The organism is Solibacillus isronensis, assembly GCF_900168685.1.
In the GTDB taxonomy this organism is placed as follows: domain Bacteria; phylum Bacillota; class Bacilli; order Bacillales_A; family Planococcaceae; genus Solibacillus; species Solibacillus isronensis_A.
The window spans coordinates 2,264,162-2,290,166 of record NZ_FVZN01000014.1 but is presented as its reverse complement, the minus strand read 5'-3'; the positions used below and the strand labels follow the sequence as shown (position 1 = coordinate 2,290,166).

General features: G+C 39.0%; 21 protein-coding genes and 1 other annotated feature. Of the genes, 13 read left to right on the top strand and 8 right to left on the bottom strand.

Annotated features, from left to right (window positions below; translation table 11 throughout):
* Window positions 1-162 precede the first annotated feature (162 nt).
* The gene (locus tag B5473_RS20075; RefSeq protein WP_079523641.1) at window positions 163-1,371 is read left to right on the top strand and encodes an ISL3 family transposase; all 1,209 of its coding nucleotides are present in this window, start codon (window positions 163-165) and stop codon (window positions 1,369-1,371) included.
* A 68-nt stretch (window positions 1,372-1,439) separates the two neighbouring features.
* Here B5473_RS20075 and B5473_RS20070 read toward each other — a convergent pair whose 3' ends face one another.
* The 3 genes from B5473_RS20070 to B5473_RS20060 are packed head-to-tail and all read right to left on the bottom strand — an operon-like array spanning window position 1,440 to window position 3,905.
* Complete coding sequence (locus tag B5473_RS20070; protein ID WP_079528512.1) at window positions 1,440-2,603, bottom strand: acetoin utilization protein AcuC; 1,164 nt, start codon at window positions 2,601-2,603, stop codon at window positions 1,440-1,442.
* Window positions 2,600-3,247: an acetoin utilization AcuB family protein gene (locus B5473_RS20065; protein WP_079528510.1), complete on the bottom strand. Its 648-nt coding sequence runs from the start codon at window positions 3,245-3,247 to the stop codon at window positions 2,600-2,602. The genes B5473_RS20070 and B5473_RS20065 overlap by 4 nt, the downstream gene beginning before the upstream one ends.
* A gap of 25 nt (window positions 3,248-3,272) precedes the next feature.
* A complete protein-coding gene (locus B5473_RS20060; protein ID WP_079528507.1) occupies window positions 3,273-3,905 on the bottom strand; it encodes a GNAT family N-acetyltransferase in 633 nt (210 codons plus the stop codon).
* A gap of 164 nt (window positions 3,906-4,069) precedes the next feature.
* Between B5473_RS20060 and acsA the strand changes: the two genes are divergently transcribed.
* From acsA to B5473_RS20035, 5 genes are all read left to right on the top strand, one after another.
* Window positions 4,070-5,797 carry an acetate--CoA ligase gene (acsA, locus tag B5473_RS20055; RefSeq protein WP_413078510.1) on the top strand — a complete coding sequence of 576 codons (1,728 nt, stop codon included), beginning with the start codon at window positions 4,070-4,072 and terminating at the stop codon, window positions 5,795-5,797.
* 199 nt (window positions 5,798-5,996) lie between these two features.
* On the top strand, window positions 5,997-7,031 hold the full coding sequence (gene argC, locus B5473_RS20050; protein ID WP_079528505.1) for an N-acetyl-gamma-glutamyl-phosphate reductase: 1,035 nt from the start codon (window positions 5,997-5,999) through the stop codon (window positions 7,029-7,031).
* Window positions 7,032-7,050: 19 nt separating this feature from the next.
* Entirely contained in the window at window positions 7,051-8,274 is a 1,224-nt protein-coding gene (gene argJ, locus B5473_RS20045; RefSeq protein WP_079528502.1) for a bifunctional glutamate N-acetyltransferase/amino-acid acetyltransferase ArgJ, read from the top strand.
* Window positions 8,237-9,013: an acetylglutamate kinase gene (gene argB / locus B5473_RS20040; RefSeq protein ID WP_079528498.1), complete on the top strand. Its 777-nt coding sequence runs from the start codon at window positions 8,237-8,239 to the stop codon at window positions 9,011-9,013. Before argJ ends, argB begins: the two co-directional genes overlap by 38 nt.
* A complete protein-coding gene (locus tag B5473_RS20035; RefSeq protein WP_079528496.1) occupies window positions 9,010-10,161 on the top strand; it encodes an acetylornithine transaminase in 1,152 nt (383 codons plus the stop codon). The genes argB and B5473_RS20035 overlap by 4 nt, the downstream gene beginning before the upstream one ends.
* Before the next feature lie 59 nt (window positions 10,162-10,220).
* On the opposite strand, the gene B5473_RS20030 is transcribed toward B5473_RS20035, so the two are convergent.
* A complete protein-coding gene (locus tag B5473_RS20030) occupies window positions 10,221-13,094 on the bottom strand; it encodes a transglycosylase domain-containing protein (RefSeq protein ID WP_079528493.1) in 2,874 nt (957 codons plus the stop codon).
* Between the two features lie 102 nt (window positions 13,095-13,196).
* Window positions 13,197-13,404: a binding site (T-box leader), on the top strand.
* A gap of 74 nt (window positions 13,405-13,478) precedes the next feature.
* Here B5473_RS20030 and tyrS point away from each other — a divergent pair.
* The 3 genes from tyrS (at window position 13,479) to B5473_RS20015 (ending at window position 16,725) form a co-directional block, all read left to right on the top strand.
* Entirely contained in the window at window positions 13,479-14,750 is a 1,272-nt protein-coding gene (tyrS, locus tag B5473_RS20025) for a tyrosine--tRNA ligase (protein WP_079528490.1), read from the top strand.
* Window positions 14,751-14,843: 93 nt separating this feature from the next.
* Window positions 14,844-16,016: a PstS family phosphate ABC transporter substrate-binding protein gene (locus B5473_RS20020; RefSeq protein ID WP_079528488.1), complete on the top strand. Its 1,173-nt coding sequence runs from the start codon at window positions 14,844-14,846 to the stop codon at window positions 16,014-16,016.
* Between the two features lie 97 nt (window positions 16,017-16,113).
* Entirely contained in the window at window positions 16,114-16,725 is a 612-nt protein-coding gene (locus B5473_RS20015) for a YIP1 family protein (RefSeq protein ID WP_079528485.1), read from the top strand.
* Between the two features lie 256 nt (window positions 16,726-16,981).
* On the opposite strand, the gene B5473_RS20010 is transcribed toward B5473_RS20015, so the two are convergent.
* A complete protein-coding gene (locus B5473_RS20010) occupies window positions 16,982-17,146 on the bottom strand; it encodes a YjcZ family sporulation protein (protein WP_079528483.1) in 165 nt (54 codons plus the stop codon).
* A gap of 162 nt (window positions 17,147-17,308) precedes the next feature.
* Window positions 17,309-17,911 carry a 30S ribosomal protein S4 gene (gene rpsD, locus B5473_RS20005; protein ID WP_008407801.1) on the bottom strand — a complete coding sequence of 201 codons (603 nt, stop codon included), beginning with the start codon at window positions 17,909-17,911 and terminating at the stop codon, window positions 17,309-17,311.
* A gap of 484 nt (window positions 17,912-18,395) precedes the next feature.
* Between rpsD and B5473_RS20000 the strand changes: the two genes are divergently transcribed.
* The gene (locus B5473_RS20000) at window positions 18,396-20,258 is read left to right on the top strand and encodes a sensor domain-containing diguanylate cyclase (protein ID WP_079528481.1); all 1,863 of its coding nucleotides are present in this window, start codon (window positions 18,396-18,398) and stop codon (window positions 20,256-20,258) included.
* A 44-nt stretch (window positions 20,259-20,302) separates the two neighbouring features.
* On the opposite strand, the gene B5473_RS19995 is transcribed toward B5473_RS20000, so the two are convergent.
* Both B5473_RS19995 and hisJ read right to left on the bottom strand, forming a co-directional pair.
* Window positions 20,303-20,782 (bottom strand): GAF domain-containing protein, encoded by a 480-nt coding sequence (locus B5473_RS19995; protein ID WP_079528478.1) that lies wholly within the window; start codon window positions 20,780-20,782, stop codon window positions 20,303-20,305.
* A 12-nt stretch (window positions 20,783-20,794) separates the two neighbouring features.
* Complete coding sequence (gene hisJ, locus B5473_RS19990; RefSeq protein WP_079528476.1) at window positions 20,795-21,598, bottom strand: histidinol-phosphatase HisJ; 804 nt, start codon at window positions 21,596-21,598, stop codon at window positions 20,795-20,797.
* A 141-nt stretch (window positions 21,599-21,739) separates the two neighbouring features.
* On the opposite strand from hisJ, the gene ezrA reads away from it, so the two are divergent.
* The 3 genes from ezrA to thiI all read left to right on the top strand — a co-directional run bounded on the left by ezrA (window position 21,740) and on the right by thiI (window position 25,985).
* Window positions 21,740-23,443: a septation ring formation regulator EzrA gene (gene ezrA, locus B5473_RS19985; RefSeq protein ID WP_079528474.1), complete on the top strand. Its 1,704-nt coding sequence runs from the start codon at window positions 21,740-21,742 to the stop codon at window positions 23,441-23,443.
* Between the two features lie 185 nt (window positions 23,444-23,628).
* Complete coding sequence (locus B5473_RS19980; RefSeq protein ID WP_079528472.1) at window positions 23,629-24,777, top strand: cysteine desulfurase family protein; 1,149 nt, start codon at window positions 23,629-23,631, stop codon at window positions 24,775-24,777.
* Entirely contained in the window at window positions 24,774-25,985 is a 1,212-nt protein-coding gene (gene thiI, locus B5473_RS19975; RefSeq protein WP_079528470.1) for a tRNA uracil 4-sulfurtransferase ThiI, read from the top strand. Before B5473_RS19980 ends, thiI begins: the two co-directional genes overlap by 4 nt.
* Window positions 25,986-26,005 lie beyond the last annotated feature (20 nt).

The following is a 26,005-nucleotide window of genomic DNA, read 5'->3' as shown; positions in this document are numbered from 1 at the left end:
ATCAGCTGACAGGCGCTTTGTTTTATTATAGTAATTTTGTTCGGTTCTATAATATTTGTTGGGGTATTCAAACAATTTCACAACTAAAAAAAGCACAAAATCACACTTTTTTATATACTTGAATTGTCGAGAAACAAGCAATAGAAAGGTGATTTGTGCTGTATGAATTTTAACATGAATATCCCAGGATTAAAAGATGTAGAAATTACAAAAATTGAAGAGTTAGAGATGGGTATGGCAATTTCGATTGAACTTCCCCGTCAGGCACATCAATGCCCAGCCTGCCAACAATGGACTACGAAAGTACATGATTACCGGATTCAAAAAATTAAGCACTTAAAATGGTTTGAGCGAATGACCGTAATCTTTTATAAGCGCCGTCGTTATGCATGCGGTTGTGGAAAGCGCTTCGCTGAAAAAGCATCCTTTATTGAGCGGTATCAGCGTTTTACAAAAGAAGCGAATCAAGCGTTAAGCATTCGCGCAATTAAAGCGAAGACATTTAAAGAAGCAGCGGAGGTTACGGGTACCTCTAGCACAACCGTAATTCGTCGCTTTAAGAAAATGGTGCATAAAGAAATGGTCCAAGGTGTTCAATTGCCGAAAGCGATTGCGATTGATGAATATAAAGGCGATACCGACGCAGGAAAATATCAATTAATTATAGCGAATGCCGAAACCAAAGAACCGATCGATATTTTGCCAAACCGCCGAAAAGAAACGATTAAAGATTATTTGAAGCGTTACGGAAGTGAAGTGGAAATCGTGGTGATGGATATGAGCCCTTCCTTTAAATCAGCGGTCCGCCAGTCTTTAGGTAGACCGGTCATTGTGGCAGATCGCTTTCATTACTGTCGTTATATTTATTGGGCACTAGATTCGGTTCGTCGAGAAGTTCAAAAGGACTGGCACGAATACGACCGGAAAAAGTGTAAAAGAATGCGGCATGTGCTCTATAAACGTCCAGAAAAGCTGAAAGAAACGGATCAATTTTATTTAACCCGCTATACAGAGATGTCTCCTATTTTAAAAGCAGCGTATCATCTAAAACAAAGCTACTGTGAATGGTTTGATCAGGCAAAAAAAGAAACCGATGTATCAAAGATTAAAGAGGGACTATTTCAGTTCTACAAACAAGTTGAAGAATCAGGGATTCCTGCATTTAAACGTGCGATTCAGACATTTAAAAATTGGCAGACAGAAATCTTAAATAGCTTTACATTTGGTTATTCAAATGGCTTCTTAGAAGGCATTAATAATAAAACAAAAGTGATGAAACGGAATGCATATGGATTCAGACGTTTCGATCACTTTAAGGCAAAGATTTTATTAAATTTGAAGTATAAAAATTTGGGTGGTCATGTGGGATGAAATCTGTTTAGAATAATTTCACCCCAACATTTGATTTAGAACCTTTTGTTCGAACTTTGTAGCAATCGTTACGAACGGTTTTTTTCTGTACGAATAATATGTAGTGCTTTTTCAAGCATTCGTGCATTTTTTTCTTCAATTTCTGCTTTACGCGGAATAGGATCATATAAAGGTGTTGGATCATCCCAAGTCGGGATTAGCGGAACAGGTGATTCCGATTGCCATTTATCAAGCCATTGCTGCGGTAACAGTCCAGTCGGAGCAGGCTGATCGGTCATCTCTGTCCAAATATGTGACCATGCCCGCGGTACAACCCGCCAAATATCATAGCCTCCGCCACCAACTGCAATCCAGCGACCTTCACAATATTCATGTGCCAATTTATGCGCAAGCTTTGGTATTTCTTTATATATGTTCATCGTCCCGTATAAATGTGTTAGAGGGTCAAAATAATGTGCATCTGCACCATTTTGTGTCAAGACAACATCCGGTTTGAAGAATTCAAAAACTTCCCGCATTGACTGTTCATATATTTCCAAGAAGCTCTCATCTTCCGTAAACGCATCAATAGGGAAGTTAAAAGAAGTCCCGTACCCTTCACCATTCCCGCGTTCTGTTATATTGCCTGTACCCGGAAACAAATAGCGTCCTGTCTCATGAATGGATAATGTACATACATTCGGGTCATCATAAAAAGTCCATTGAACACCATCGCCGTGATGTGCGTCAGTATCTACATATAAAACACGCAGCCCGTACTTTTTCTGAATATATTTAATAGCTACGCTGCTATCGTTATAAATGCAAAAACCGGAAGCTCTTCCACGGAAACCGTGATGAAGACCGCCGCCCAAGTTTAATGCGTGCTGAGATTTACCTTGCAGTACTTGGTCGACCGCCTGTAAAGTCCCGCCGACTAATAGTGCGCTTGCTTCGTGCATATTTTTGAAAATCGGTGTATCCTCTGTACCAATACCATATGGTTCCCCTTGCTGAGCTGTTAACTCGCCATGACCTGCTTTTTTTACAATTTCAATATACTGCAAGTCGTGAGCCAGCGCAATTTCTTCATCTGTTGCAATACGAGCAGGGACGATATCCTCATCTTGGAGTGCACCGATACTTTTCAGTAAATCAATCGTTAAGTGTAATCGCTTATGGTTAAACGGGTGTGTGTCCGAAAATTTGTAAGTGAGTTGTTCTGGTGAATAAATAAATACAGCTTTTTTCATAAAGTGACGCCAGGCAAGTTTGGCCACAATACATCGTATCCTTGCTTTCGCAATTCTTCAATAATATGCAGCGGATTGATTACTTGTAAACGAACACTTACAATTCGGGATTTCACATTTTCACCATCTGGATATACGAGAACACTTAATACATTTGCCTTGTTTTCATGGAATACTTTCGTTATCTCAAAAAGCATGCCGGGTTTGTCATTTACCCGAATATCAATTTTAGAACCAGGCTTATGTGCGCCTGTTAATTCGATATAAGTATATAGTAAATCAGTCGTCGTTACGATGCCGACAAGTTTTCCGGCAGTAACAATAGGTAAACAGCTGATTTTAGCATCATAAAACGTCATGGCCACTTCTTCAACGAAGTCTAGCGGATGACCGACTATCGGATTTTTAACCATGATTTTCTCGATTGGGGCATCATAAATCGTAGAGTCCGGTTCTTCGCGCAAACGAGATGGCAAAGCATTTTTCAAGTCATGGTCTGTAATGATTCCTACAACAAGTTTCTCTTTGTTAACAATTGGCACATGACGGATATTTTTATCTCGCATAAGACGCACAGCATCACGTACTGTGTTTTCAGGCAGGAGTGTATGTATCTCTCTTTGCATAATTTCTTCGACAATCATTGTTCATTCCCCTTTGTGATAAGAATTAATACATGAAACGATTTCTAAAGCGAAGTCTGTCAAATCTCTCCAATGTCTCATTTTCAACACGTGCCCCTACACGCGCCATTAGACAGTTGGCAGGATGGGATGTAATTTCAGGATCATCTGTTGCATAATATTCGAAATTGACAGAAGTCATCATTCTCTCCATCATATTCCTATATTCCCAAACAGATAAACCTGTTCCTTTTAAATCCCAATGCCAGTAATATTCAGTTGTAATCACTAAATAATCTTCCATTGCATCATCCATAAATGATACTTCCAATAATTTTTTGCCTGCACCGGATCCTCTAAAAGCAGGAATGACTTCAATGGCGCCAAGCTCAATCATATTTTGAATCCGATCTTCAGACCAGCGTTCCAACGGATCTGGATAGAGATACGTAACATAGCCGACGATAATGTTATCCTGTCGAATGACAATAATGCGCCCTTCTTCCAGCTTAGCAATCCCGACAAGGGCTTCATGCTGCTGATGGGAAGGTCTAAAAGCTTTTAAATCTTCATGTAATGTGTAGGTAGCTAGTTTTTCGGAAGAAACAGGTCCTTCTACTAAAACATTACCATTCTTCGTTTTGAATTCAAGACGATAATAATTTTTCACATGAATCATAATCACACCACCTGCTTTTAATACATCTATTATACTCTATTTCATGCGAAAATACGCTTAAATTCGCGAGATGTAATTAAATTGATTGAAAGTTTTAAATATTTTGCCTATTATAGTATTTTTATTGTAAAATGATTGTAGTTTTTAATGAAAGGGGATTTTTCATGGGGATGAAAACAATGGAAAAGCTTGCAGTTATTCCGGGGGAACATAATCTAAAAAATTATGAGGAAACAGCTGCGAATCATGATTGGCAACATAGTGAAACAGCATTTTCTTGGTTTGAAACGGGGAAGGTCAATATTGCATATGAAGCAATAGACCGGCACGCAACATCACACCGCAAAAACAAAGTCGCTCTTTATTATAATGATGGGAACAGAAAAGAAGCCTATTCTTTTTATGATATGAAACGTCATACGAATAAAGCTGCGAATGTGTTGAAGGAAAAGGCGGACTTAAAAAAAGGGGAACGTATTTTTATTTTTATGCCACGCACGCCGGAGCTTTATTTCAGCTTAATTGGTGCATTGAAAATTGGCGCAATTGTTGGGCCATTATTTGAAGCATTTATGGAAGGTGCGGTATATGACCGTTTAATGGATAGTGAGGCGACAGCAATCATTACAACGCCTGCACTGTTGAACAGAGTACCGCTAGAAAAGCTGCCGCATTTAAAAACGGTTTTTGTAGTCGGGGAAAATATAGAAGAAACTGATAAGATATTAGATTTTAATAAATACTTTGCAGAGGCATCTCAGGATTTTGACATTGAATGGGTCGATAAGGAAGATGGCTCCCTTTTGCATTATACTTCCGGCTCAACAGGTGCTCCAAAAGGGGTATTGCAGGTCCATTATGCAATGGTTCAGCAATATCAGACAGCACAGTGGGTACTGGATTTGAAGGAAGATGATATTTACTGGTGCACAGCCGATCCTGGTTGGGTGACTGGGACAGCTTACGGAATATTTGGTCCATGGTTAAATGGTGTGACGAATGTAGTTATCGGGGGGCGTTTCAGTCCACAATCTTGGTATGGAGCAATTGAGGAATATGGAGTCACGGTATGGTATAGTGCGCCAACCGCATTTCGAATGTTGATGGGTGCAGGTCCGAATATTATCGGTAAATATAATCTTTCTACACTTCGTCACGTTTTATCGGTTGGTGAACCATTAAACCCGGAAGTAGTGAAATGGGGTATGGAGATTTTAAATCATCGTATTCACGACACATGGTGGATGACGGAAACAGGGGGTCATATGATCTGCAACTACCCATCGATGGATATTAAGCCGGGCTCAATGGGCAAACCTGTGCCGGGAATTTATGCAACGATTGTAGATGATCAAGGCAATGAAGTACCGCCTTATACGATGGGGAATTTGGCTATCAAAAAAGGGTGGCCGGCGATGATGCGGCAAATTTGGGGGAATCCCGAACGCTATGAATCTTATTTCTTAAAAGGAGAATGGTATGTTTCAGGAGATTCTGCATTTAAGGATGAGGAAGGATATTTCTGGTTCCAAGGTCGAGTAGACGATGTTATTATGACGGCTGGAGAACGAGTTGGACCATTTGAAGTGGAAAGTAAACTGCTTGAACATCCTGATGTAGTGGAAGCAGGTGTAATTGGTAAACCAGACCCGGTGCGCGGTGAAATTATAAAGGCATTTATTTCATTACGCGAAGGGGTAGAGCCTAGTGAAGCGCTTGAAACGAATATTCGGGACTTTGTAAAAACAGGATTATCTGCCCATTCAGCACCACGAGAAATTGAATTCAGAGATAAGTTGCCGAAAACTCGAAGCGGTAAAATTATGCGCCGCGTGTTAAAGGCGTGGGAACTCGATTTACCGGCAGGCGACTTATCAACAATGGAAGATTAACTTTATATGCCAGTACTTCTGAAATCGGGGCGCTTACATATGTAGGCGCCTTTTGCATTATTATTTAATGATAATTTAGAATAATCTACAATTATATAAAAATACAGTTGACTAAATAAATATACATACTTATACTTATTTTTATCATTTAGAATTCGTAAAAATTTTTTCGGCTACATAAAAATGACGAGGTGACAACATGAAAGCAGGTATTATTGGTGCAACAGGGTACGGCGGACTAGAACTACTACGGTTTTTGCATAATCATAAAGAAGTAGAAGAAATTGGATTATTTACATCCTCTGATGAAGGAACTCAATTTTCGGATAAATTTCCACATTTAACGGATATTTATAATCAGCCATTACTTAAATTGGACGATGATGCATTGGCGGAATACGATGTTGTATTTGCAAGTACACCGTCTGGAGTATCAAGTACGATTTTCCCTTCTTTAGTTGAACGGGGACCAAAATTAATCGATTTATCCGGGGACTTCCGGCTGAAAAATTTAGCAAACTATGAAACATGGTATAAAAAAAATCCGGCTCCACAGGAAGTAGTGGACCGAAGTGTATACGGATTAACGGAGTGGAATGAGCCGGCTATTGAAAAAGCCCATTTAATTGCCAACCCGGGCTGTTATCCAACGGCTGTTTTATTATCCATCTTGCCTCTTATAAAACATCGGTTAATTGATCCGAGCTACTTGGTCATCGATGCGAAGAGCGGAATTTCAGGAGCAGGTAACAAACCTTCACAAGCAACACATTTCAGTGAAGCAAATGAAAGCTTCTCGATTTATAAAATTAATGAACACCAGCACATTCCCGAAATCGAACAAGCGATTTCAATGTTTACCGATATCGACACAAAAATAACATTTAATACTCATCTAGTCCCGATGACACGCGGTATTTTAGCAACTTCCTATGCACAAGTAACGGAAGGAGTAACACAAAAACAATTAGTGGACTGTTTAACAGAAACGTATAAGGATCATCCATTTGTCCGTGTCATTCAACAGGCTTCAGCAGTAGGTACAAACCGCGTTAAAGGTTCAAACTATTGCGACATATATGTGCAACTTGATGAAAGGACAAATCGGGCAACGATTATCGGGGTGATCGATAATTTAGTTAAAGGAGCGGCCGGCCAGGCAATTCAGAACATGAATGTCCAATTCGGTATTCCGCAGCAAACAGGCTTACAACTCGTTCCGTATTTTATTTAATTTAAGGGAGGGTCATTAGATGACTTCAACAATAGAAATGAAAAAATTATCAAGCAAAAATATCGTATCACCAAAAGGGTTTACTGCAGCAGGTGTTCATTGCGGACTTAAACATAAGAAAAAAGATTTAGCGATTCTAGTAAGCGAAGTACCAGCAAGCGTTGCCGGTGTTTTTACAACAAATGCAGTCCAGGCAGCACCATTAAAAGTAACAAAAGAAGTTGTATATGAAACGGAAAAAATGCAGGCGATTATCGTAAATTCAGGAAATGCCAATGCATGCACAGGCAAACAAGGTTTATTGGACGCATATGAAATGCAACTGCTTGCCGCGCAAAAACTTGGCATTGCATCTAATTTGGTAGGGGTAGCCTCTACGGGTGTCATAGGGGAAATTATGAAGATGGAGCCAGTTAAAAAAGGTGTGGAGCTATTAAATCCGGATTCAAAGCTAGAGAGCGGTATTGATTTTTCACAGGCAATTTTAACGACAGATACAGTAATGAAAAATACAACTTATGCAACGATCATTGATGGCAAGGAAGTAATTGTTTCAGGAACAGCTAAAGGCTCTGGAATGATTGAACCGAATATGGCGACAATGCTCGGCTTTATTACAACTGATGCCAATATTGCATCAGAAGAGCTGCAAAAAGCATTATCGAGTGTAACGGATTGCACATTCAACTCGATCACGGTTGATGGAGATACATCAACGAACGATACAGTTATTGTAATGGCAAATGGCTTAGCAGGAAATGAGCCGCTATCTCCTGCACATCCAGACTGGGAAAACTTCTACACAGCACTACGTCTCGTATCAGAAGATTTAGCAAAGTCAATTGCACGTGACGGGGAAGGTGCGACAAAGCTGATTGAAGTAGAAGTGGATGGAGCAGTTTCAGATGAAGAAGCACGTAAAATCGCGAAGACAGTTGTAGGTTCACCACTAGTAAAAACAGCAGTATTTGGCTGTGATGCAAACTGGGGACGTATTATTGCAGCAGTTGGCTATTCCGGAGCTGTAATCGATCCTGATAAAATCACAATTAAAATTGGTGGAGCAACAATGGTGGAAAATGGCGAACCAATTAAGTTTTCCGAAGAAGAGCTCATCGAAATTTTAAAACAGCATGAAGTAAAAATATATGTGTCACTTGAAGTCGGTAAAGGGCACGGATTTGCATGGGGGTGTGATTTGACTTATGACTACGTTCAAATCAACGCATCATACCGCTCGTAAAATGGTCATCAAGCTTGGTGGCAGCACATTAGAAGGTCTTAACGAGACCTTCTTTCGCAATTTTAAAGCATTGCAGGAACAAGGTATCCAACTCATTATTACCCATGGTGGAGGACCTGCGATCAACCGCGAATTAGCTGCTGCCGGAATCGAGTCCCATACAGTAAATGGACTGCGTGTAACGAGTGAAGAAATGATCGATATTGTACAGTCAACTTTAATCGGAAAAGTAAATCCTTCACTCGTCCATGAGCTCCATTCAGCAAGTATTTCTGCCATTGGACTGAATGGGTTTGATGGCGGGTTGCTAGAGAGTGAATTTTTAGATTATGAAACTTACGCATATGTAGGAGAAGTGAAGCATGTTAATATTAATATGTTAAACTCTTTGACGGAAGCTGGAATTGTACCTGTTATTGCTTGTATCGGTGCAACGAAGGATGGGCAGGCGCTGAATATCAATGGCGATACAGTGGCAAGTGAAATTGCATTGGCTGTCGAGGCAGATTGTCTCCTGCTTGTGACGGATGTCGCCGGTATTCGCATACAGGATGAATACCAGACGGAAGTGACACCAGGCTTAATCGAACAATGGATTGGCGAAGGGCATATATACGGAGGGATGATTCCGAAAGTACAAGGCGCCCTTAATTGTTTGAAGGCAGGCATTCCTTCTGTACAAATTGTTAATGAAACTTTAACCGGGACGACTATTTTAAGTGAGGAGCTAGTGAAATGAGTGCATTATTCCAAAATTACGCAAGAAGACCTTTTGCTATTGTCGAAGGAAAAGGAACAGAAGTATTTGATACGACAGGGAAAAGATATTTAGATTTTACGAGCGGCATTGCCGTTTGTAGTTTAGGGCATGCACATCCATTAATCGTTGATGCGATTCAAAAACAAAGTCAAAAGTTGTGGCATATTAGTAACTTATTTGAAAGTCCAGGACAGGAAAAACTTGCTGCATCATTAGTGGAAGATTTGCATTTATCGTATGCATTCTTCTGTAATAGTGGTGCAGAGGCGAACGAAGCGGCTATTAAATTAGCACGTAAGCATACAGGGAAACATAAAATCATTGTGTTTGAACAGAGCTTTCACGGGCGTACATTTGGTGCGATGAGCGCAACTGGACAAGATAAAGTACGTAAAGGCTTCGGTCCTTTAGTAAGCGAGTTTATTACATTGCCGTTTAATGATGTAGAAGCATTAAAAGCTGCAGTTGATGCGGATACTGCTGCGATTATGCTTGAAATGATTCAAGGTGAAGGCGGAGTAAATCCTGCAACGGATGAATTCGCGAAAGCCATTCATGAAATTCAGCAATCATCGGATATTTTAGTTATTGTTGATGAAGTACAAACAGGTATCGGACGTACAGGAACACGTTTTGCATATGAGCAGACAGCTATTAAACCGGATATTGTGTCAATGGCAAAAGGTCTTGGTGGCGGTTTCCCAATTGGGGGGATCCTCGGGACAGAAAAGCTGTTTAATACATTTAATGCCGGTACACACGGTACGACATTCGGCGGAAATCCATTAGGTGTTGCCGTTGCACAAACAGTTATCGATCAAATATTCAATGATGCCTTTTTGGAGAATGTTAAACAAAAATCGGCGTATTTTATTAATAAGCTGGAAGAAGCTTTTCCGGAAGATAAATATTCGGTTCAAGGAAAAGGTTTAATGCTTGGTCTAAGCCTTGGTGGCGAAGATGTGGCACCGTATGTTGCAGCATTGGATAAAGCTGGTCTATTAACGGTTGCAGCCGGCCCGAAAGTGATTCGATTATTACCTCCTTTAACAGTTAGCGAACAAGAAATTGATGAAGCAGTCAATTTACTAAAAGATGTATTAAAAGCGGAACAAGTATCAATTTAATTTAATTGCATAAAAAAATCTCACCAACTTTACTATGAGTTGGTGAGATTTTTTTGCTTTTATTCTCCTGATGGTTCTGGTTCGACCGGATCAACGTCAACTTCAATCTCGTCCAGGTCTTCAATTATTTCCCCAGGTACAACATTTTCTTCATCTTCTTCTGTTTCCGGTGGTTCAGGTGGAGCAGTTTCCACCACTTCTCCGACTTCATTCGAATAACCGGATTCCAATCCTGTAATATCGACTGCTACAACGATGTAGCGAACGCCTGGTGAAACAGACACGCGGTATCCTTCATAAGATTTTAATGAACGTACAAGCGATCTACCTTGATCGGTAACACTATATACGCGATAGCCAACAACATCATTTGATGGAGAGGCTGTCCATGAAAGTGAACCATTTGCCAATGTAGCAAAAACAGGTTGCGGTGGCGCACTGTCTGCCGAGAATGGAGCACCGGTTACAACACCCTTACCTGAACTGAATGACAATAATTTTGAAGCGTCTCCACCTAGTTTGCCTAACATGCGGTCAACAAAGGCCTGATTTAATCCGAAACCGCTCATTTGAACAAACTCAGTAGGTGTATTCGGTAATGCAGCATATGTGTTGCCGTTAATTACAACTGATGTGGAAGATACAAAGCTATCATCCGGCTGTGACGGTAAAAATACATTTTTATTAAATAGATCGGAAGTGACTAAACCGGCATTGGCACATGAAGTAGAAGGTGCCAGACCTGAAATACCACAAAATGATCTTGTCACAACGCCTTCAGGTTTTTTAAATGTTTCTTTCGTACCGATTAATTCCGGGTCAATGTCATAAAGTGTATTTAGGTACTTTGCCCATAAACGGTTTACACGCTGACTTGGATGCTGGTAACGGTTATTAAATGCATAAAGTGTCCGCAGTTTTTCGTAACCCATCCAGACACCTATCGATATATTCGGGTTATATCCAACAAACCAAACATCGTTATGGTCCTGTGTTGTACCAGACTTGGCAGCGAAGTCAGATGAGAATTTCAACTGGCTTTTTGCCAATGTTCCTGTTCCGCCTTGCTTCAGCACATCACGCAGCATATCTGTCATCATATACGCTGTTTCAGGCGCAAACACTTTCACAGGCTCAACTTTATGTTCATAAATAATATTGCCATCCAAATCTTCAATGCGATCAATCATGTAGGCATCGATAAATTGGCCGTTATTGGCAAATGTCGCATAGGCATTGGTATTTTCTTCAACTGAAGCACCAATTTCCAAAGCTCCAAGAACTGTAGAAAGGTTTACATAGTCCTTTCTGTCTAGCTTGGAGAAGCCCATTTTTTCCAAATAGGTTGCCGGACTGCGATCTAAAATTGAATCATATAATCTTAGGACGGCTAAGTTTTGGGATGAAGCAACCGCCTGACGTGCTGGTATAATTCCTAATTCCTGATTCGGGTTATAGTTTACAGGAGCATAGCCGTCAGATGGACGTTTAAATTTCACATCGACAACAGGGCTTCCTGCTCCGATGACACCGTAATCAAGCGCTGGTGCGTAGGCAAGCAACGGCTTCATTGTTGAACCGTTTGATCGGAATGCATTTGTTGCGTGATTTACTTGTGTAATATTATGGTCCCGTCCGCCAACGAAACTTAAAATGCGGCCGGTACTATTTTCAATAACAATACTTCCTGTTTGTACAGGCACATCCACTTCGATTTCTTCGCCTGTTTCAGGATCTTTTTCTTTCTTCTTGTATGTTTGTCCGTATAAAGTGAATTCCTCCGTCACTTTTTTCATGGAATCATACATATCTTTATTGATCGTTGAGTAAATACGGTAACCGCCGGAACGTATTGTACGGTCGGCCATTATTGTATACTTTTCATTTAAGTTCTCTTCCTCTTTTAAACGATCCGGATCAATGCCGTCTTTTTCCGCGAGTATTTTCGCAAAGATTTCTTTTGAACGGAGCTCAAGCTCAGCCGTTAACCAAGGATATTTTTCTTCCGGACGGATTTCATATCCTTTAAAGTCTTTCGGAATATCATACGCAATTGCTTCGTTATATTCTTTCTCTGTAATATAGCCCGCTTCCAGCATACGATAAAGAACAGTTTTCATACGGTCAATACCTGGTTGTATCCCTTCCGCGCTTTTTTGCTCACCTTTATTTGTAAAAGGTGTGTAGGTGAAAGGTGCCTGAGGGATACCGGCAATATAGGCAGCCTGAGGTAAATTTAATTTAGATGCGGACACACCAAAAATACCTTGTGCAGCCGTCTCGATACCAGCAATATTACGACCTGAAGAATTTCGGCCGTACGGGATAATATTTAAATAGGCTTCTAGTATTTCTTCTTTTGTCATAAAATGTTCCAAACGATAGGCAAGTAATATTTCCTTTGCTTTACGTTCATAGGAAACTTCATTCGTTAAGATTTGGTTCTTTATTAATTGCTGTGTAAGGGTAGAGCCACCTGTCTGTGTTGACGAGTTGGATACGTCTTGCAGTAATCCCCGTAATACTGCTTTCGGCACTATGCCGGTATGCTCCCTGAAATATTCATCCTCTGTAGCAAGTACAGCATTAATCAAGGATGGGGATATATTAGCTAGCGATGTTTCACGTCGATCTAAATCAGTTCGGATCTTTCCTATGTAAATATCGTTCGCAAAATAAAGTTCACTTGTTTCTTCATAGCTGAAAATTTGTTCGCGCATTTCTTCTTTCGATCGCAAAGGTTCATCCTTTGTTAATGATGCGAAGTAACCTGCGCCTACACCTCCGACAAACAACAGTGTCGCAGCTATAAAAATAATCGCCAGCAATGTTAAATTCCAGAATACACCGCCTCCAATTCGGACGTAGCGCATTCGTTCTGAAGAAGCAAGGATATCGATTTTTTTATTTAATTTTTCGAGCCATTCTCTCACATCATCGACCTCCTAAAATCTTGTTTATTATAGCATATTTGATATATAAACGAATATAAATATTGACATCAACTATTTTCTAGGTAGAATAGAAAATATAAATTTCAGGCAGCGAAGAGTTTGCAGTAATAAATGTGTTCCCTGCATAGAGAGCTAGCGGTTGGTGAAAGCTAGACATAGCGCATTTATGAATTACGTACTTGGAGCCTGAACGGATCGTCACGTTATAGACGCTTAAAGTGGAAGAAAGAGACTGATATTTCTTCAAGCCGGGTGGTACCGCGTTAAATTAAAATTTGACGTCCCTGCATGCATTTGCGTGTAGGGACGTTTTTTATTTTCCTTACAAGTAAATGACGCATCATGTAAAAGGAGAGAAAACAAATGACAAACGAATTACTGCAAGACTTGGAATGGCGCGGATTGTTATACCAACAAACTGACGCGGAAGGTATGGAAAAGCTTTTAAACGAGGAGAAGGTTTCCCTGTACGTAGGTGTTGACCCGACAGCGGACTCGATGCATATCGGTCATATCGTGCCATTGCTTACATTACGCCGTTTCCAAAAAGCAGGTCATACACCGATTTTATTAGTTGGTGGAGCGACAGGTACGGTAGGGGATCCATCTGGCCGTTCAGAAGAGCGCCAATTACAGACGATGGACCAAATCGAAAAAAATGTGCAAGGTCTTAAAAAGCAAATGGAGCGCCTATTCGACTTTTCATCGGGTGCGGCAAACAGTGCTGTTCTTGTAAACAATAATGACTGGGTTGGTCCAATGTCATTAATTGATTTCCTTCGTGATTACGGGAAACTGATCAATGTAAACTACATCTTAAATAAAGATACGGTTGCATCACGCCTTGATTCAGGTATTTCATTCACTGAATTTGCATACACATTGATCCAAGGTATCGACTTCAACCACTTGTATGATCATCACAACGTTCGAATTCAAGTAGGTGGTTCGGATCAGTGGGGCAATATTACAACGGGCTTGGAAATGATTCGTAAAACACATGATGAAAATGCGAAAGCGTTCGGTATTACAATTCCGCTTGTAACAAAAGCGGACGGTACAAAATTCGGTAAAACAGCGGGTGGCGCGGTATGGCTGGATGCTGCTAAAACATCTCCATACGAGTTCTACCAGTTCTGGATCAATACAGCGGATGCCGATGTCGTGAAATACCTGAAAATCTTCACATTCCTGACACGTGAAGAGATTGAAGGTCTTGCAGTAAGTGTTGAAGAAGAGCCGCATTTACGTAAAGCTCAAAAAGCGCTGGCTGAAGAAATGACACGTCTGATTCACGGTGAAGCAGGTCTGGAAGCAGCAGAGCGTATTACAAAAGCATTATTCTCTGGTGATTTAAAAGCATTATCAGTAGAAGAAATGAAAGTAGCCTTCTCTGGTGTACCTTCTGTAGAAGTGGCAAAAGAGGATAAAAATATCGTGGAATTAATCGTAGAAGCAGGGATTTCTTCATCAAAACGTCAAGCACGTGAAGATGTTACGAACGGTGCAATTAGTGTGAACGGTGAAAAAATTACCGATCTTGAATATGTAATCGATTCAAAAGACCGTTTGGAAGATGCTTTTGCAATTATCCGTCGCGGTAAGAAAAAATACCATATGGTGAAATTTGCTTAATTAATTTAAACGTCTTGGAAAGCAGTTTTCCAAGACGTTTTTTAAAAGGAATTTCATGTTTCATAAAGAACGTATAGGTTAGGGGTGATAGTAATGGAAAATAAATCGTATTTAGGGAAAATTGTTATTTCGATTTTTGTCCTACTGACTGTTTGCTTTTTTACTTTCATATTGTTATTTTTAGTAGCGTTTAGCGGCAATATTCATTATATACCGTTAGTAATTTCCGCTGCGGTCATTTTATACATTGGTTATGTGCTTGTGATTTTTGATGTATTTTATAAAAATAGTAAACGTGTAAAAATCTTTTGGATAATCGCCGGAATTGTTTTAGTCGCCTGTTCGGTCCAACCTGTTTATAAATGGTTCGATAATCGGGTACCGACTGTTGATGCAGAAGTGGATATTTATCAATATGAGCCGTTTACAGATAAAAATAAATTAGTTCAGTTGGAGAAGAAGCCAACGTTAATGCTAGAGGAACCTTTACCGAAAATGGACGGGGCAACTGCATTATATCCATTGTATGCCGCCATTACAGAGCATATATATCCGAAAAAAGAATACAATCCTTATAAGAGTGAAGTTATGGTCAACCAGACACATGAAGCCTATACGAATCTGATTTTCGGAAATACAGACATGATTTTTGCAGCTGGCCCTTCCGATGCGCAAATTAATCAAGCCAAACAAAGGGGGATTAAACTTCATTTGACGCCGATCGGAAAAGAAGCGTTTGTCTTTTTCGTCAATAGTAAAAATAACGTCAATCGTTTATCGCTCGATCAAATTAAAGGAATTTATGCTGGGGAAATTACAAACTGGTCAGAAGTGGGCGGAAAAGATGCTGCAATCCGGGCGTTCCAAAGACCTCAGGACAGCGGATCGCAAACGGCACTGCAACGGCTAATGGGGGATACCCCATTAATGGAAGCACCATCGGAAGATATAGCGACAGGTATGGGCGGAATTATCAATGAAGTGTCCCAATATAAAAATTACAAAAATGCAATCGGCTATACTTTCCGCTACTATTCCAATGAGATGGTTAAAAATAAAGAAATCAAACTTTTGGAAATCGATGGAGTGGCACCGACAAGAGAAACAATTCGCAACAATACGTACCCGATCGCTTCCGAATTTTATATTGTGACAGCAGGCGAGCCAACAGGAAATGTTAAGAAACTGATTGATTGGGTGCTGTCGGAAGAAGGGCAGGCATTAGTGGAAAAGGCTGGTTATGTATCTCTTAAATCTGCCGAATAGTAAAAGATTGGTATGCTACTAAAGGAGCAATAACTTTGTATCACCTTAAAGATATCAGTATAATAGAATGTATACATATTTTTAGGGGGATGTTATTTTGAGTGAGCAATTAACAGGTACAGTCGATGATCGACATGCCATATTAAGCATTGCTGTTAAACCCCGAGATACTATTCGTTATGTGTTAACAACTAAAAAGTTATCTTATTTCATTTTCGTTGGTATTATCGGAGTGTTTGCTAGCAATTTAGTCAGCTTTATCGGTAGTGAATTTACAGGACAATATACACTAGGGGATATCGTTTATTCAACATTTCTATTTAGTTTAATACTGTATTTTCTTTCTACAGTTTTATCAGCGGGCATATTAACATTATCAGCAAAAGCGTTCGGTGGTATAGGGAAGTTTAAAGAAATGTTCCGCATGATTAGTGTGACAATGATTCCTTATATTTGGATATTGCCGGTTCTGCTGTTCTGGATGCAATTCGCGCCACAGTCATTTTTCGCGATTTCCTATATGGAGACGTCACTAGGTGATTTGATTCTGCAATTTGTTTGCGGAACACTAATTATTATTAGTAGTATTTGGACATATGTCATCACAGTTATTGGAATCTCAGAAGTTCACCGCATTTCTAAGTGGAAAGCATTTTTTGCTTCGTTTATAGTAATTGCCGTACTAGGAGCAAGTTACTTTGTATTTTAAAATATATTGTTAAAATTGTGACGTATTCTAATTATACGTTTAAATTAAAAGATGCTGTCGCTATATAAGCGTACAGCATCTTTTTTATTGTTAGCGGGTTGTATTGTCTGAGTGTGCAGGAAAAAGCCAAGTATACTGTCACTGAATATAAAATTAAAAGGGTCACTGGGGGAAGTGACCCTAATGGCGTGAAATGCAGTAATAAGTAGTTGGAATTATTCCTGGCTAGCTAAAAATTTTTTGTGAATCGATGCTATTAGTAAGCAAAAGTAGCGCCGACAATAATTAAAAGAATGAATAGAACAACGATCAGAACGAAAGTTGAGCTATTACCGCCGCTGTTACCACCGCCACCACAGCCGTAACCGCCGTAACCACCGTAGTTTCCTTGATTTTGATATCCTTCATATCCGTAACCCATTAAATTCACCCCCCTTCCTCGTTATCCTATTCAACGAAGAAAGGTTGATCGGGGCGATTGAACAAATTTAAAAAAAGTTTTGCCGAAATTAATAAAAAAACCACCAAGCACCTGATGAACAGGGCTTGATGGTTCGATCGAATATATCTGAAGCTCGAAAGATTAACGAGAGTAGAACTCTACGATGAATTGTTCGTTGATTTCAGAAGATAATTCAGAGCGCTCTGGTAAACGTACGAAAGTACCTACTTTAGAGTCTGCATCGAATGATAAATATTCTGGTACGAAGCTGTTTACTTCGATTGATTCAGCAACAACTGAAAGGTTAGCTGATTTCTCACGTAAAGAGATCGTTTGACCTGGTTTTACTGAGTAAGATGGGATGTCAACGCGGTTACCATCAACTAAGATGTGACCGTGGTTAACTAATTGACGAGCTGCACGACGAGTGCGAGCTAAACCTAAACGGTAAACTAAGTTGTCAAGGCGAGTTTCAAGTAAGATCATGAAGTTTTCACCGTGTACACCTTGTAATTTACCTGCACGTAGGTAAGTGTTTTTGAATTGACGTTCAGTCATACCATACATATGACGTAATTTTTGCTTTTCAGTTAATTGTAGACCGTACTCTGATTTTTTACCACGAGAGTTCGGGCCGTGTTGACCTGGTGCGTAAGGGCGTTTAGCGATTTCTTTACCTGTGCCGCTTAATGAAATACCAAGACGACGAGAAAGTTTCCAAGATGGACCTGTATAACGAGACATAATTGTGTCTCCTCCTTAAAATTGGTTTTTGTTGTAAAAGAAAAAACCAGTTGTACCCGACATTAAACGGTATTCTATTTTCATGTATCTTCGCCCATGCAGCCGAAAGGGTTACACAATACACCATTCTGTTTAAACAGAAGGAATAAAATACTGCATTTAAGTTATACAACTACTGCATTCATTTTACACAAAGGCTATTGTATCTTTTTTTTATCTATTCGTCAACAAAGGTGTGTTACTTTTTGAATAGACTATGAGGAAAGAAAAATAAAAATAAATTATCATTTATATGGGTATTTAATCATAAAAGTGGGTAGTAGATAAGAACGGGAAAATACTTGAATCTTCGAAAAACAATTCAAATTGGGGTGTTTATTAGAAAAATATAACAAAATTAAATAGTCAATAAGACATGAAATGTGTATACTTTAGGTTAAGTGAAAAGAACCGACATCGCAATAGTAAAAGAAAAGGTGATTTAATGGTGGAAAATCAACACAAGATTGATCAATTTAAATCGGATATCTTAAGCCTTTGTATGAATACAAAATTACAACGAAGTAAATTTTATGATTACTTTTGCCTATTAAATGAAAATCTAATTAAACATTTTAATATGGAACATTGTTTTTTATTTCATGTAAGCGAAAATAAATTGAAACCGATCGACAACTTAGAAATACTGAATGTTGATGTAACATTAGATTTAATACAACCCTATTTTAATGGTAATAAAGTTGTGAAGTTACCCGGGTTTTTTAGAGAACAGCCGTATTTTGAAAATCATACGGATGTTATGCCACTTATAATAAATGATAAAATAGAAGCTATTATTATATTTAAATATAATCCTGGAAACGCACCTGTACAAGCAGTGCTGACAGAGGAAATTGTAGGGGCGATATCCGCTTCCTATTCATTTTTAACTAAAAAATATGAAGTTTATTCGAACGAACAAAAGTACCGTAAATTATACGGGATGACAGACCTTTTCCATTCTACGATGGATATAGATGTAATTTTGGAAAATGTGCTTATAACAATAGAAGAAAATTTTCCGGGTCTTGAAGTTGAACTGATCTTATCTAATGACCAAGACCGTCAAACGAGAGTGAAAATAAAGCCTTTCGACTATTTGTCGGAACGTCCTGCCACAATCGAATCTTTCGTATCGGGAGAATTGAAAGAGGATATAGCCGTTGAGCAAAACCGTCGATTATTAAATGTGCCTATAAAAGGTAGACAAGCAATCTATGGAATTTTACAGGTGAAAGCACCCGTTAATTACTCATTTACAAGTCCAGAAAAAGAATTTATCCGGATGCTTGCCCAAGCTTCAGGAAATGCTTTGGAAAACGCGAAACTCTATCATCAATCACATCGTCTCATCACGGATTTACAGTTAATTAATGAAACTTCTCATCGTTTAAATATGAAATTGACGATCAGCGAAATGCTTTTATTTTTACAAAAGCAAATGCTGAAATCTTTTCAGCCTATGGAAATTGGCTTCCTGTTTAAAGAAGATGAAAAGTATATCATGACTGAAGCGTGTACAGAGCTGTTCAATCATATAGCATGTAACGTATATATTCAGCATGTGGAAAAACATTTTCAGTCGACACAAGACCCGTTATTTATTGCCGATTTCAGCCGTCTTATTTCAGGAGCCATTGAGTATAAGTCGATAATGGCCATTCCAATGATTGTAGAAGAAGATATTATCGGGTTTAGCATTGTATTGCATAAAGAGCCGTATTTTTTCTCCTTTGATAGCTTCAAATTAATGCAATCGCTTATTCACCATTCGTCATTAGCCATTTCCAATTCGGTATTACGTGAACAGCTTCAGGAGATGGTGGATCGAGATCATTTAACGAAGCTTTATGCAAGAAGTTATTCCGATTCATACGTGGAGAAGGCTATTCAAAAGGACGATTCAGGAATGTTCCTGTTAATTGATATTGATAACTTTAAAAAGGTTAATGACACATACGGCCATCAAGTCGGGGATGATGTCATTGTACAAATTGCTAGACGACTGCAAAATGAAATAGGGAAAAGAGGCATTTGCTCACGCTGGGGCGGTGAAGAACTCGCCATCTATATTCCGAATATTTCCGACAGAGAAGCAATTGAAATCTCAGATGCAATTGTACAAATGGTACCAAATGTAACAAATCCTTCAGTTACGGTTTCTGCGGGAATGATTACGTGGCATAAGAGCAGCCGCCCGGATTTTAAAAATATGTTCTTGCAAGCGGATATTGCACTTTACCATGCAAAGCGAAACGGAAAAAATCGTCTATGTATATATGAAAAACCTATGGAACTACAATATTAAAGGGAGTACCCGGAATCATTTTTCGGGCACTCCCTTTTTAGCGATTAAATATGTTTTAACAGTACATCCACAAATTTTTCCAAACCATCTTTATCTTCAGAAGTAAAACGAGCTTCAATCGGGCTATCGATATCTAAAACGCCTAAAACGACACCATTTTTGATTAAAGGAATAACGATTTCTGATTTTGATGCAGCGTCACAAGCGATATGACCAGGGAAAGCGTGAACATCGTCTACAACCATTGTTTGCTCCTTCGCAACCGTTGTACCGCAAACACCGCGCCCGACAGGAATTCGTACACAAGCCGGTAAACCTTGGAATGGTCCAAGCACCAATTCGCCTTCATTCATTAAATAAAATCCAACCCAGTTAATTTCTTTTAAAAAAGTATTTAATAAGGCTGAAGCGTTACTTAAGTTAGCGATTAAGTTATTTTCCCCTTCCAGCAATGCATCCAGCTGTTTTGATAGCTGATTGTACTGTTCTGTCAGTGTCCCGTTATAAGTAATATTTCCAAACATAGAATCCTCCGATTAAAAAGTTATTTTTTTCTGTAGTAATTCATAATGCTGATGTAAATCCGCTGCCGTATGGGCATCCGAGCCGAAAACAATCGGAATTTGTAAATCAATTGCCTGTTTCACAAATGGATAAGGCGGGTATGGCTCCTTACAATACGGTTTACTTAGACCAGCACTATTAAAATCAAGCTCATAATGACCGGCCTGCATCATCTTCATTAATTCATTGATGTCAGCTGCATCATCGATCTGTTCGTTGTGGGCAAGCTGAAATTTATGAATTAATGTTGGATGTCCTATACGTTTAGGTTTGTATAAGCCTAAATCTGCTATAATCGACTTTTTCACAGTTTCGTAGTATAGCTTATACATAGGAAGAATACCGCCAACCTTATTGGCAAATTGTAAATATACTTCTTGTGAAAAGTCAATACATACATACTCGTCTTGGAAATTCAAAAAGTGTACGGATAATATCGCATCATCCATTAATGGGCCGACTTCATTCAGGAATTGTTTTGTTTCCTGTTCAAAGCCGACAATATAGTCGACCTCTAAGCCAATATTGATTTTAATTTGCGATTGATACTGTTCTTTTGCGCGCTGCAGTTGTTTAAAGTAATCCATCAAATAAGCAGGGTTCATTCCGCTATCCTTGTCAGGTGTTGGATCGACAAAGTTTTCAGGTAAAGGCGCATGCTCCGTAAAGGTGATTTCATTAAATCCGCTTGCTATCGCTTTTTCGACATATTCTTCTATCGAATCTGTAGAACCATGGGGACAAAAAGGTGTATGTATATGACCGTCTCGTTTCAATTGAATGACCTTCCTTCAAAAATATGGTATTTAAAAGTAAAAAAAGCTGGAAATAGTTAAACAAATATAAAAAAACATGTTATTATAAATAGTACGTATATAGCTAAAATATTGATTTTATTTGGGATTAGGGGGCTTACAATGATAAAGTATATCATCATTGTTGTCGTCGTACTATTAGCATTATTAATGGCAGGCTTAGTAGTAAGACGCAAGCATAATGCAGAAATAGGACGATTAGATAAGGAAAAACTACAAATACAACATTACCCGATTTTTGAGGAGCTCGCAAAAGTAAAAGCCCTTAATATGAACGGTCAAACAGAAGAGCTGTTTGAAAACTGGCGAAATCGTTGGTTGGATGTTGTCGATAAGCAAATTCCGAAAATTGACGAATTGTTGTTTGATGCGGAAGAATTTGTCGACCGATTTAAATTTAACAAAGCAACACATACAGAACGAGATATCGAACAGGAACTTGCAAAATGTGAGCAGGTACGTGTGCAGATCATTACTGAGCTGGATGAATTAATTGGCAGTGAAGAGAAAAACCGTATTGAAATCGAACAGCTGAAAGAATATTACCGTTCTGCACGCAAGACGATTTTGGCACACCAGCATTCATTTGGTCCCGCTTTGGAAGCATTGGAAAAGAAGCTGGAGCAATTTACGCCGAAATTTGAAGAGTTCGATGAGTTAACGAAAGACGGCAACTATTTGCAGGCACGTGAAATTGTCCTACAGCTAAACAGTGAAGCACAGGAGATTTTTAGTTTGTTAAATGATGTGCCGACACTGCTGACGGAAATTCAAACTAAAATCCCAACTGCAATTCATGAACTTCGTAACGGACAGCGTGAAATGGAAGAGCAAAAGTATTATTTACGCCATTTAGAACTGACTGAATATTTGAATGGACTTGAGAGCGAACTGGAAATGTTAAAAGCAGAAATTGCTGAACTAAACTTGCCGGCTGTTTCACCACGAATTCAAACAATTAATGATGAAATCGACCATTTTTATAATTTGCTAGAAAAAGAAGTTATGGCAAGAAAATATGTTGAACGAAACTGTTCAGGCATGTACAGCGTGATCAACGATGTTATGCGTCTTACAAAGGACATTAATGATGAAGTCGCTTATGTGCAGCATAGCTACCGTTTACAGGACAAAGAAGCGGAAATTCCAAAAGTGGGCTTAAAGCATTTGGAAGTATTACAAAGACGCTATGAATTGTTATCAACACGTGTTCAAGAAGAAAAATCTGCATACTCAAGCTTACAGGAAGAGCTAAAAGAAATTACTGATGAGATAGAGCAAATTGCTGAAGAACAGGAAAATTTCTCGAACAAACTAAAGAATCTCCGTATTGATGAAAATAAAGCAAGAGCTGAATTGGAAGCTTTAAAGCGTTTATTGCAAGATACTGAGCGCCTGCTTGGACGTGCCAATATTCCTGGGATTCCGGAAGAAATGGATGCGAGATTAGAAGAGGCGGCAGAACAGATTTTTGTAGTTGTTCAAAGTTTACAGGAAGTACCGTTAAATATTATCCAGGTGAACCAACATTTACTAAATGCAAAGCAATCGATTGAAGAAACACATGAAAAAGCACAGGAAATGATTGAGAATGTATTAATTATTGAGCGTCTTATTCAGTTCGGTAACCGCTACCGTGCAACAAATCGACAAGTACATGAAAATCTACTTGAAGCTGAAGACGCATTCAAGAAATTCCGCTACATAAAAGCACTGGAAGATGCAGCAAAAGCGGTTGAAATTATCGATCCTAATGCAATCAAACGGATTGAGGAGCTCGTTCAGGAGCAGCTGCTTACAAAATAATAAGCATAACGGTTACATGTTGATCCATTTAGCGTTATAATAAATAAGCACATTTATGAGGTTGTGTTAGTAGTCAGTTTGACTATTAACACAACCTCTCTCTTTGATAAGTGATGAAAAAAGCAGGGCACCGTAATGGTAATAAAATTACGGGAAATTAGTTTTAAAAAGAAGGTTGAGTATAAATGATATATTTAGATAATAGTGCGACAACAAAACCGCACAAAGATGTCTTGGCAACATTTATGTTAGTGAATGAACAATATTATGCCAACCCTGCATCGATTCACCGTGCAGGTGTCGAGTCAAATGCTTTATTAACAAAAGCTCGTGAGCAATTGGCGAATATTCTTCATACAGAAGAAAAGAACATTTTATTTACTTCCGGAGGTACGGAATCGAATAATGCAGCGCTTTTTGGTCTTGCTAAATCTAGCAATTTCAGAGGCAAGCATATTATTACGACAGAAATAGAACATCCTTCGATTTTGGAAGCGGTCAAGCGTTTGGAAGAAGAAGGTTATGAAATTGACTACCTGAAAGTAAATAAATCTGGGGCTATTTCTTTAGAGGAATTACAGCAAAAACTTCGCAAAGATACAATTATTGTGAGTATTATGCATGTTAATAACGAAATCGGAGCTGTGCAGCCAATTAAGGAAGCGGCTCAAATCATTCATCGTACATGTCAGGCGATGTTCCATGTTGATGCGATTCAAAGTTTCGGAAAGCTGCCGGTCATTTTTGATGGAGACAATGGTCCTGATGTCATTTCCATTTCAGGTCATAAAATTCAGGGCTTAAAAGGAAGCGGCTTATTAGCATTCCGTAAAAAACCACAACTGAAGGCATTTATCGTAGGTGGTGGTCAAGAGTTTGGATTAAGAAGTGGTACAGTTGCAGTGCCGCAAGCTGTTTCATTGGCAAAAGCGGCCCGTTTAGCTGTTGAGGGCATGCCGGAGAATGTTGAGAAATTTAAAAAGTGGTCTGCAGATCTCCATCATTTCTTTGAGCAATTTGGTCAGGAAGTATATGTCCTGTCGCCGAAAGACGGTGCCCCGCATATTTTATCGTTCAGTGTTAAAGGACTAAAAGGTGAAATACTAATAAACGCGTTACAAAAACGTGATATTATCGTTTCAACATCAAGTGCCTGCTCGTCAAAACAGACGAAAACAAGCCATGTTGTGGAAGCATTAAATATCGATAGCCGCTATAAAAACGGTGTACTCCGTTTAAGCTTAGGCGCAATCAATACAGACGAAGATATTGCTTCATTCAAAAAGCAATTCACAATCGTAATGAAAGAATTAAAAGGAGATATTACGCAATGATTTTTAAAGAAATTTTAGTTCGCTATGGTGAATTATCAACAAAAGGTCGAAATAAAAAAGATTTTATCAGCCGCTTACGCGATAATGTACGTTATTCATTTAACGATATTGCACCACTGAAAATTCGTGCAGAGCGTGACCGTATGTTTATTGAAGTTGAAAATAAAGAAAAATTTGATGTGCTAATGGATCGTTTACCACATGTTTTCGGTATTCAATCAATCAGCCCTGTTGCATCTTGTGAAAAAGATCTGGATGTGATGAAAGCTTTAGCCTTTGAAATTTTAGAAGACTATCGTGATAAAGGCGATTTAACGTTTAAAGTTGAAGTACATCGTACAGATAAAACGTTCCCGTTGAACACGCATGAGTTACAGCGTGAAATGGGAGCTACAATTTTACCGAATTTCCCGAACTTTAAAGTACAGGTGAAAAATCCGGATTTCGCACTTCGAATTGAAGTTCGCGAAGATGCGATCTATATGATGGCTCAAGTTATCCAAGGTGCTGGAGGTATGCCGATTGGTTCAAACGGACGTTCGCTGCTAATGCTTTCAGGCGGTATTGATAGCCCTGTTGCCGGTTACTTAATGATGAAACGCGGCGTTCGACTGGATGCCATTCATTTCTTCAGTCCTCCGTATACAAGCGATAATGCACTACAAAAAGTTAAAGAACTTGCAAATGAATTAACAAAATTCGGTGCAAATATTCGCCTACATGTTATTCCGTTTACAGAACTGCAAGTAGCAGTAAAAGACGCGGTGCCAGATAATATGTCAATGACTTCAACACGCCGTATGATGATGAAAGTGGCCGATAAAGTGCGTGAAGATATCGGCGCATTAGGTATTGTAACAGGTGAAAGCTTAGGGCAAGTCGCTTCACAAACATTGGAAAGCTTAACGGCAATTAATGATGTGACAAATACACCAATTTTACGTCCGTTAATTTCTGCAGATAAAAACGATATCATTAAAATTGCAAAAGATATTGGCACATACGAAACATCAATTCAGCCATTTGAGGATTGCTGTACAATATTTACACCATCTAGTCCGAAAACAAAACCGAAATTAGAAAAAGTTCAGCGTTTTGAAAGCTTTACGGAATTCGATGATTTAATTGATCGTGCCGTTAAAAACCGCGAAGTATATCAGTTCCCTCAGAAGGAAGTAAAAGAAGATAAATTCGCTGATTTACTGTAATTTTTAGGAACTGATAATGA

Excerpts from the sequence above, each read along its gene's own strand:
- B5473_RS20075 (WP_079523641.1), top strand. The coding sequence starts at position 163 with ATGAATTTTAACATGAATATCCCAGGATTAAAAGATGTAGAAATTACA.
- B5473_RS20035 (WP_079528496.1), top strand. The coding sequence starts at position 9,010 with ATGAGTGCATTATTCCAAAATTACGCAAGAAGACCTTTTGCTATTGTC.
- rpsD (WP_008407801.1), bottom strand. The coding sequence starts at position 17,911 with ATGTCTCGTTATACAGGTCCATCTTGGAAACTTTCTCGTCGTCTTGGT.
- thiI (WP_079528470.1), top strand. The coding sequence starts at position 24,774 with ATGATTTTTAAAGAAATTTTAGTTCGCTATGGTGAATTATCAACAAAA.
- argJ (WP_079528502.1), top strand. The coding sequence starts at position 7,051 with ATGACTTCAACAATAGAAATGAAAAAATTATCAAGCAAAAATATCGTA.
- argB (WP_079528498.1), top strand. The coding sequence starts at position 8,237 with ATGACTACGTTCAAATCAACGCATCATACCGCTCGTAAAATGGTCATC.
- B5473_RS20070 (WP_079528512.1), bottom strand. The coding sequence starts at position 2,603 with ATGAAAAAAGCTGTATTTATTTATTCACCAGAACAACTCACTTACAAA.
- B5473_RS19980 (WP_079528472.1), top strand. The coding sequence starts at position 23,629 with ATGATATATTTAGATAATAGTGCGACAACAAAACCGCACAAAGATGTC.
- B5473_RS20020 (WP_079528488.1), top strand. The coding sequence starts at position 14,844 with ATGGAAAATAAATCGTATTTAGGGAAAATTGTTATTTCGATTTTTGTC.
- B5473_RS20010 (WP_079528483.1), bottom strand. The coding sequence starts at position 17,146 with ATGGGTTACGGATATGAAGGATATCAAAATCAAGGAAACTACGGTGGT.
- ezrA (WP_079528474.1), top strand. The coding sequence starts at position 21,740 with ATGATAAAGTATATCATCATTGTTGTCGTCGTACTATTAGCATTATTA.
- argC (WP_079528505.1), top strand. The coding sequence starts at position 5,997 with ATGAAAGCAGGTATTATTGGTGCAACAGGGTACGGCGGACTAGAACTA.
- B5473_RS19995 (WP_079528478.1), bottom strand. The coding sequence starts at position 20,782 with ATGTTTGGAAATATTACTTATAACGGGACACTGACAGAACAGTACAAT.
- B5473_RS20065 (WP_079528510.1), bottom strand. The coding sequence starts at position 3,247 with ATGATTGTCGAAGAAATTATGCAAAGAGAGATACATACACTCCTGCCT.
- B5473_RS20000 (WP_079528481.1), top strand. The coding sequence starts at position 18,396 with ATGGTGGAAAATCAACACAAGATTGATCAATTTAAATCGGATATCTTA.
- B5473_RS20060 (WP_079528507.1), bottom strand. The coding sequence starts at position 3,905 with ATGATTCATGTGAAAAATTATTATCGTCTTGAATTCAAAACGAAGAAT.
- acsA (WP_413078510.1), top strand. The coding sequence starts at position 4,070 with ATGGGGATGAAAACAATGGAAAAGCTTGCAGTTATTCCGGGGGAACAT.
- tyrS (WP_079528490.1), top strand. The coding sequence starts at position 13,479 with ATGACAAACGAATTACTGCAAGACTTGGAATGGCGCGGATTGTTATAC.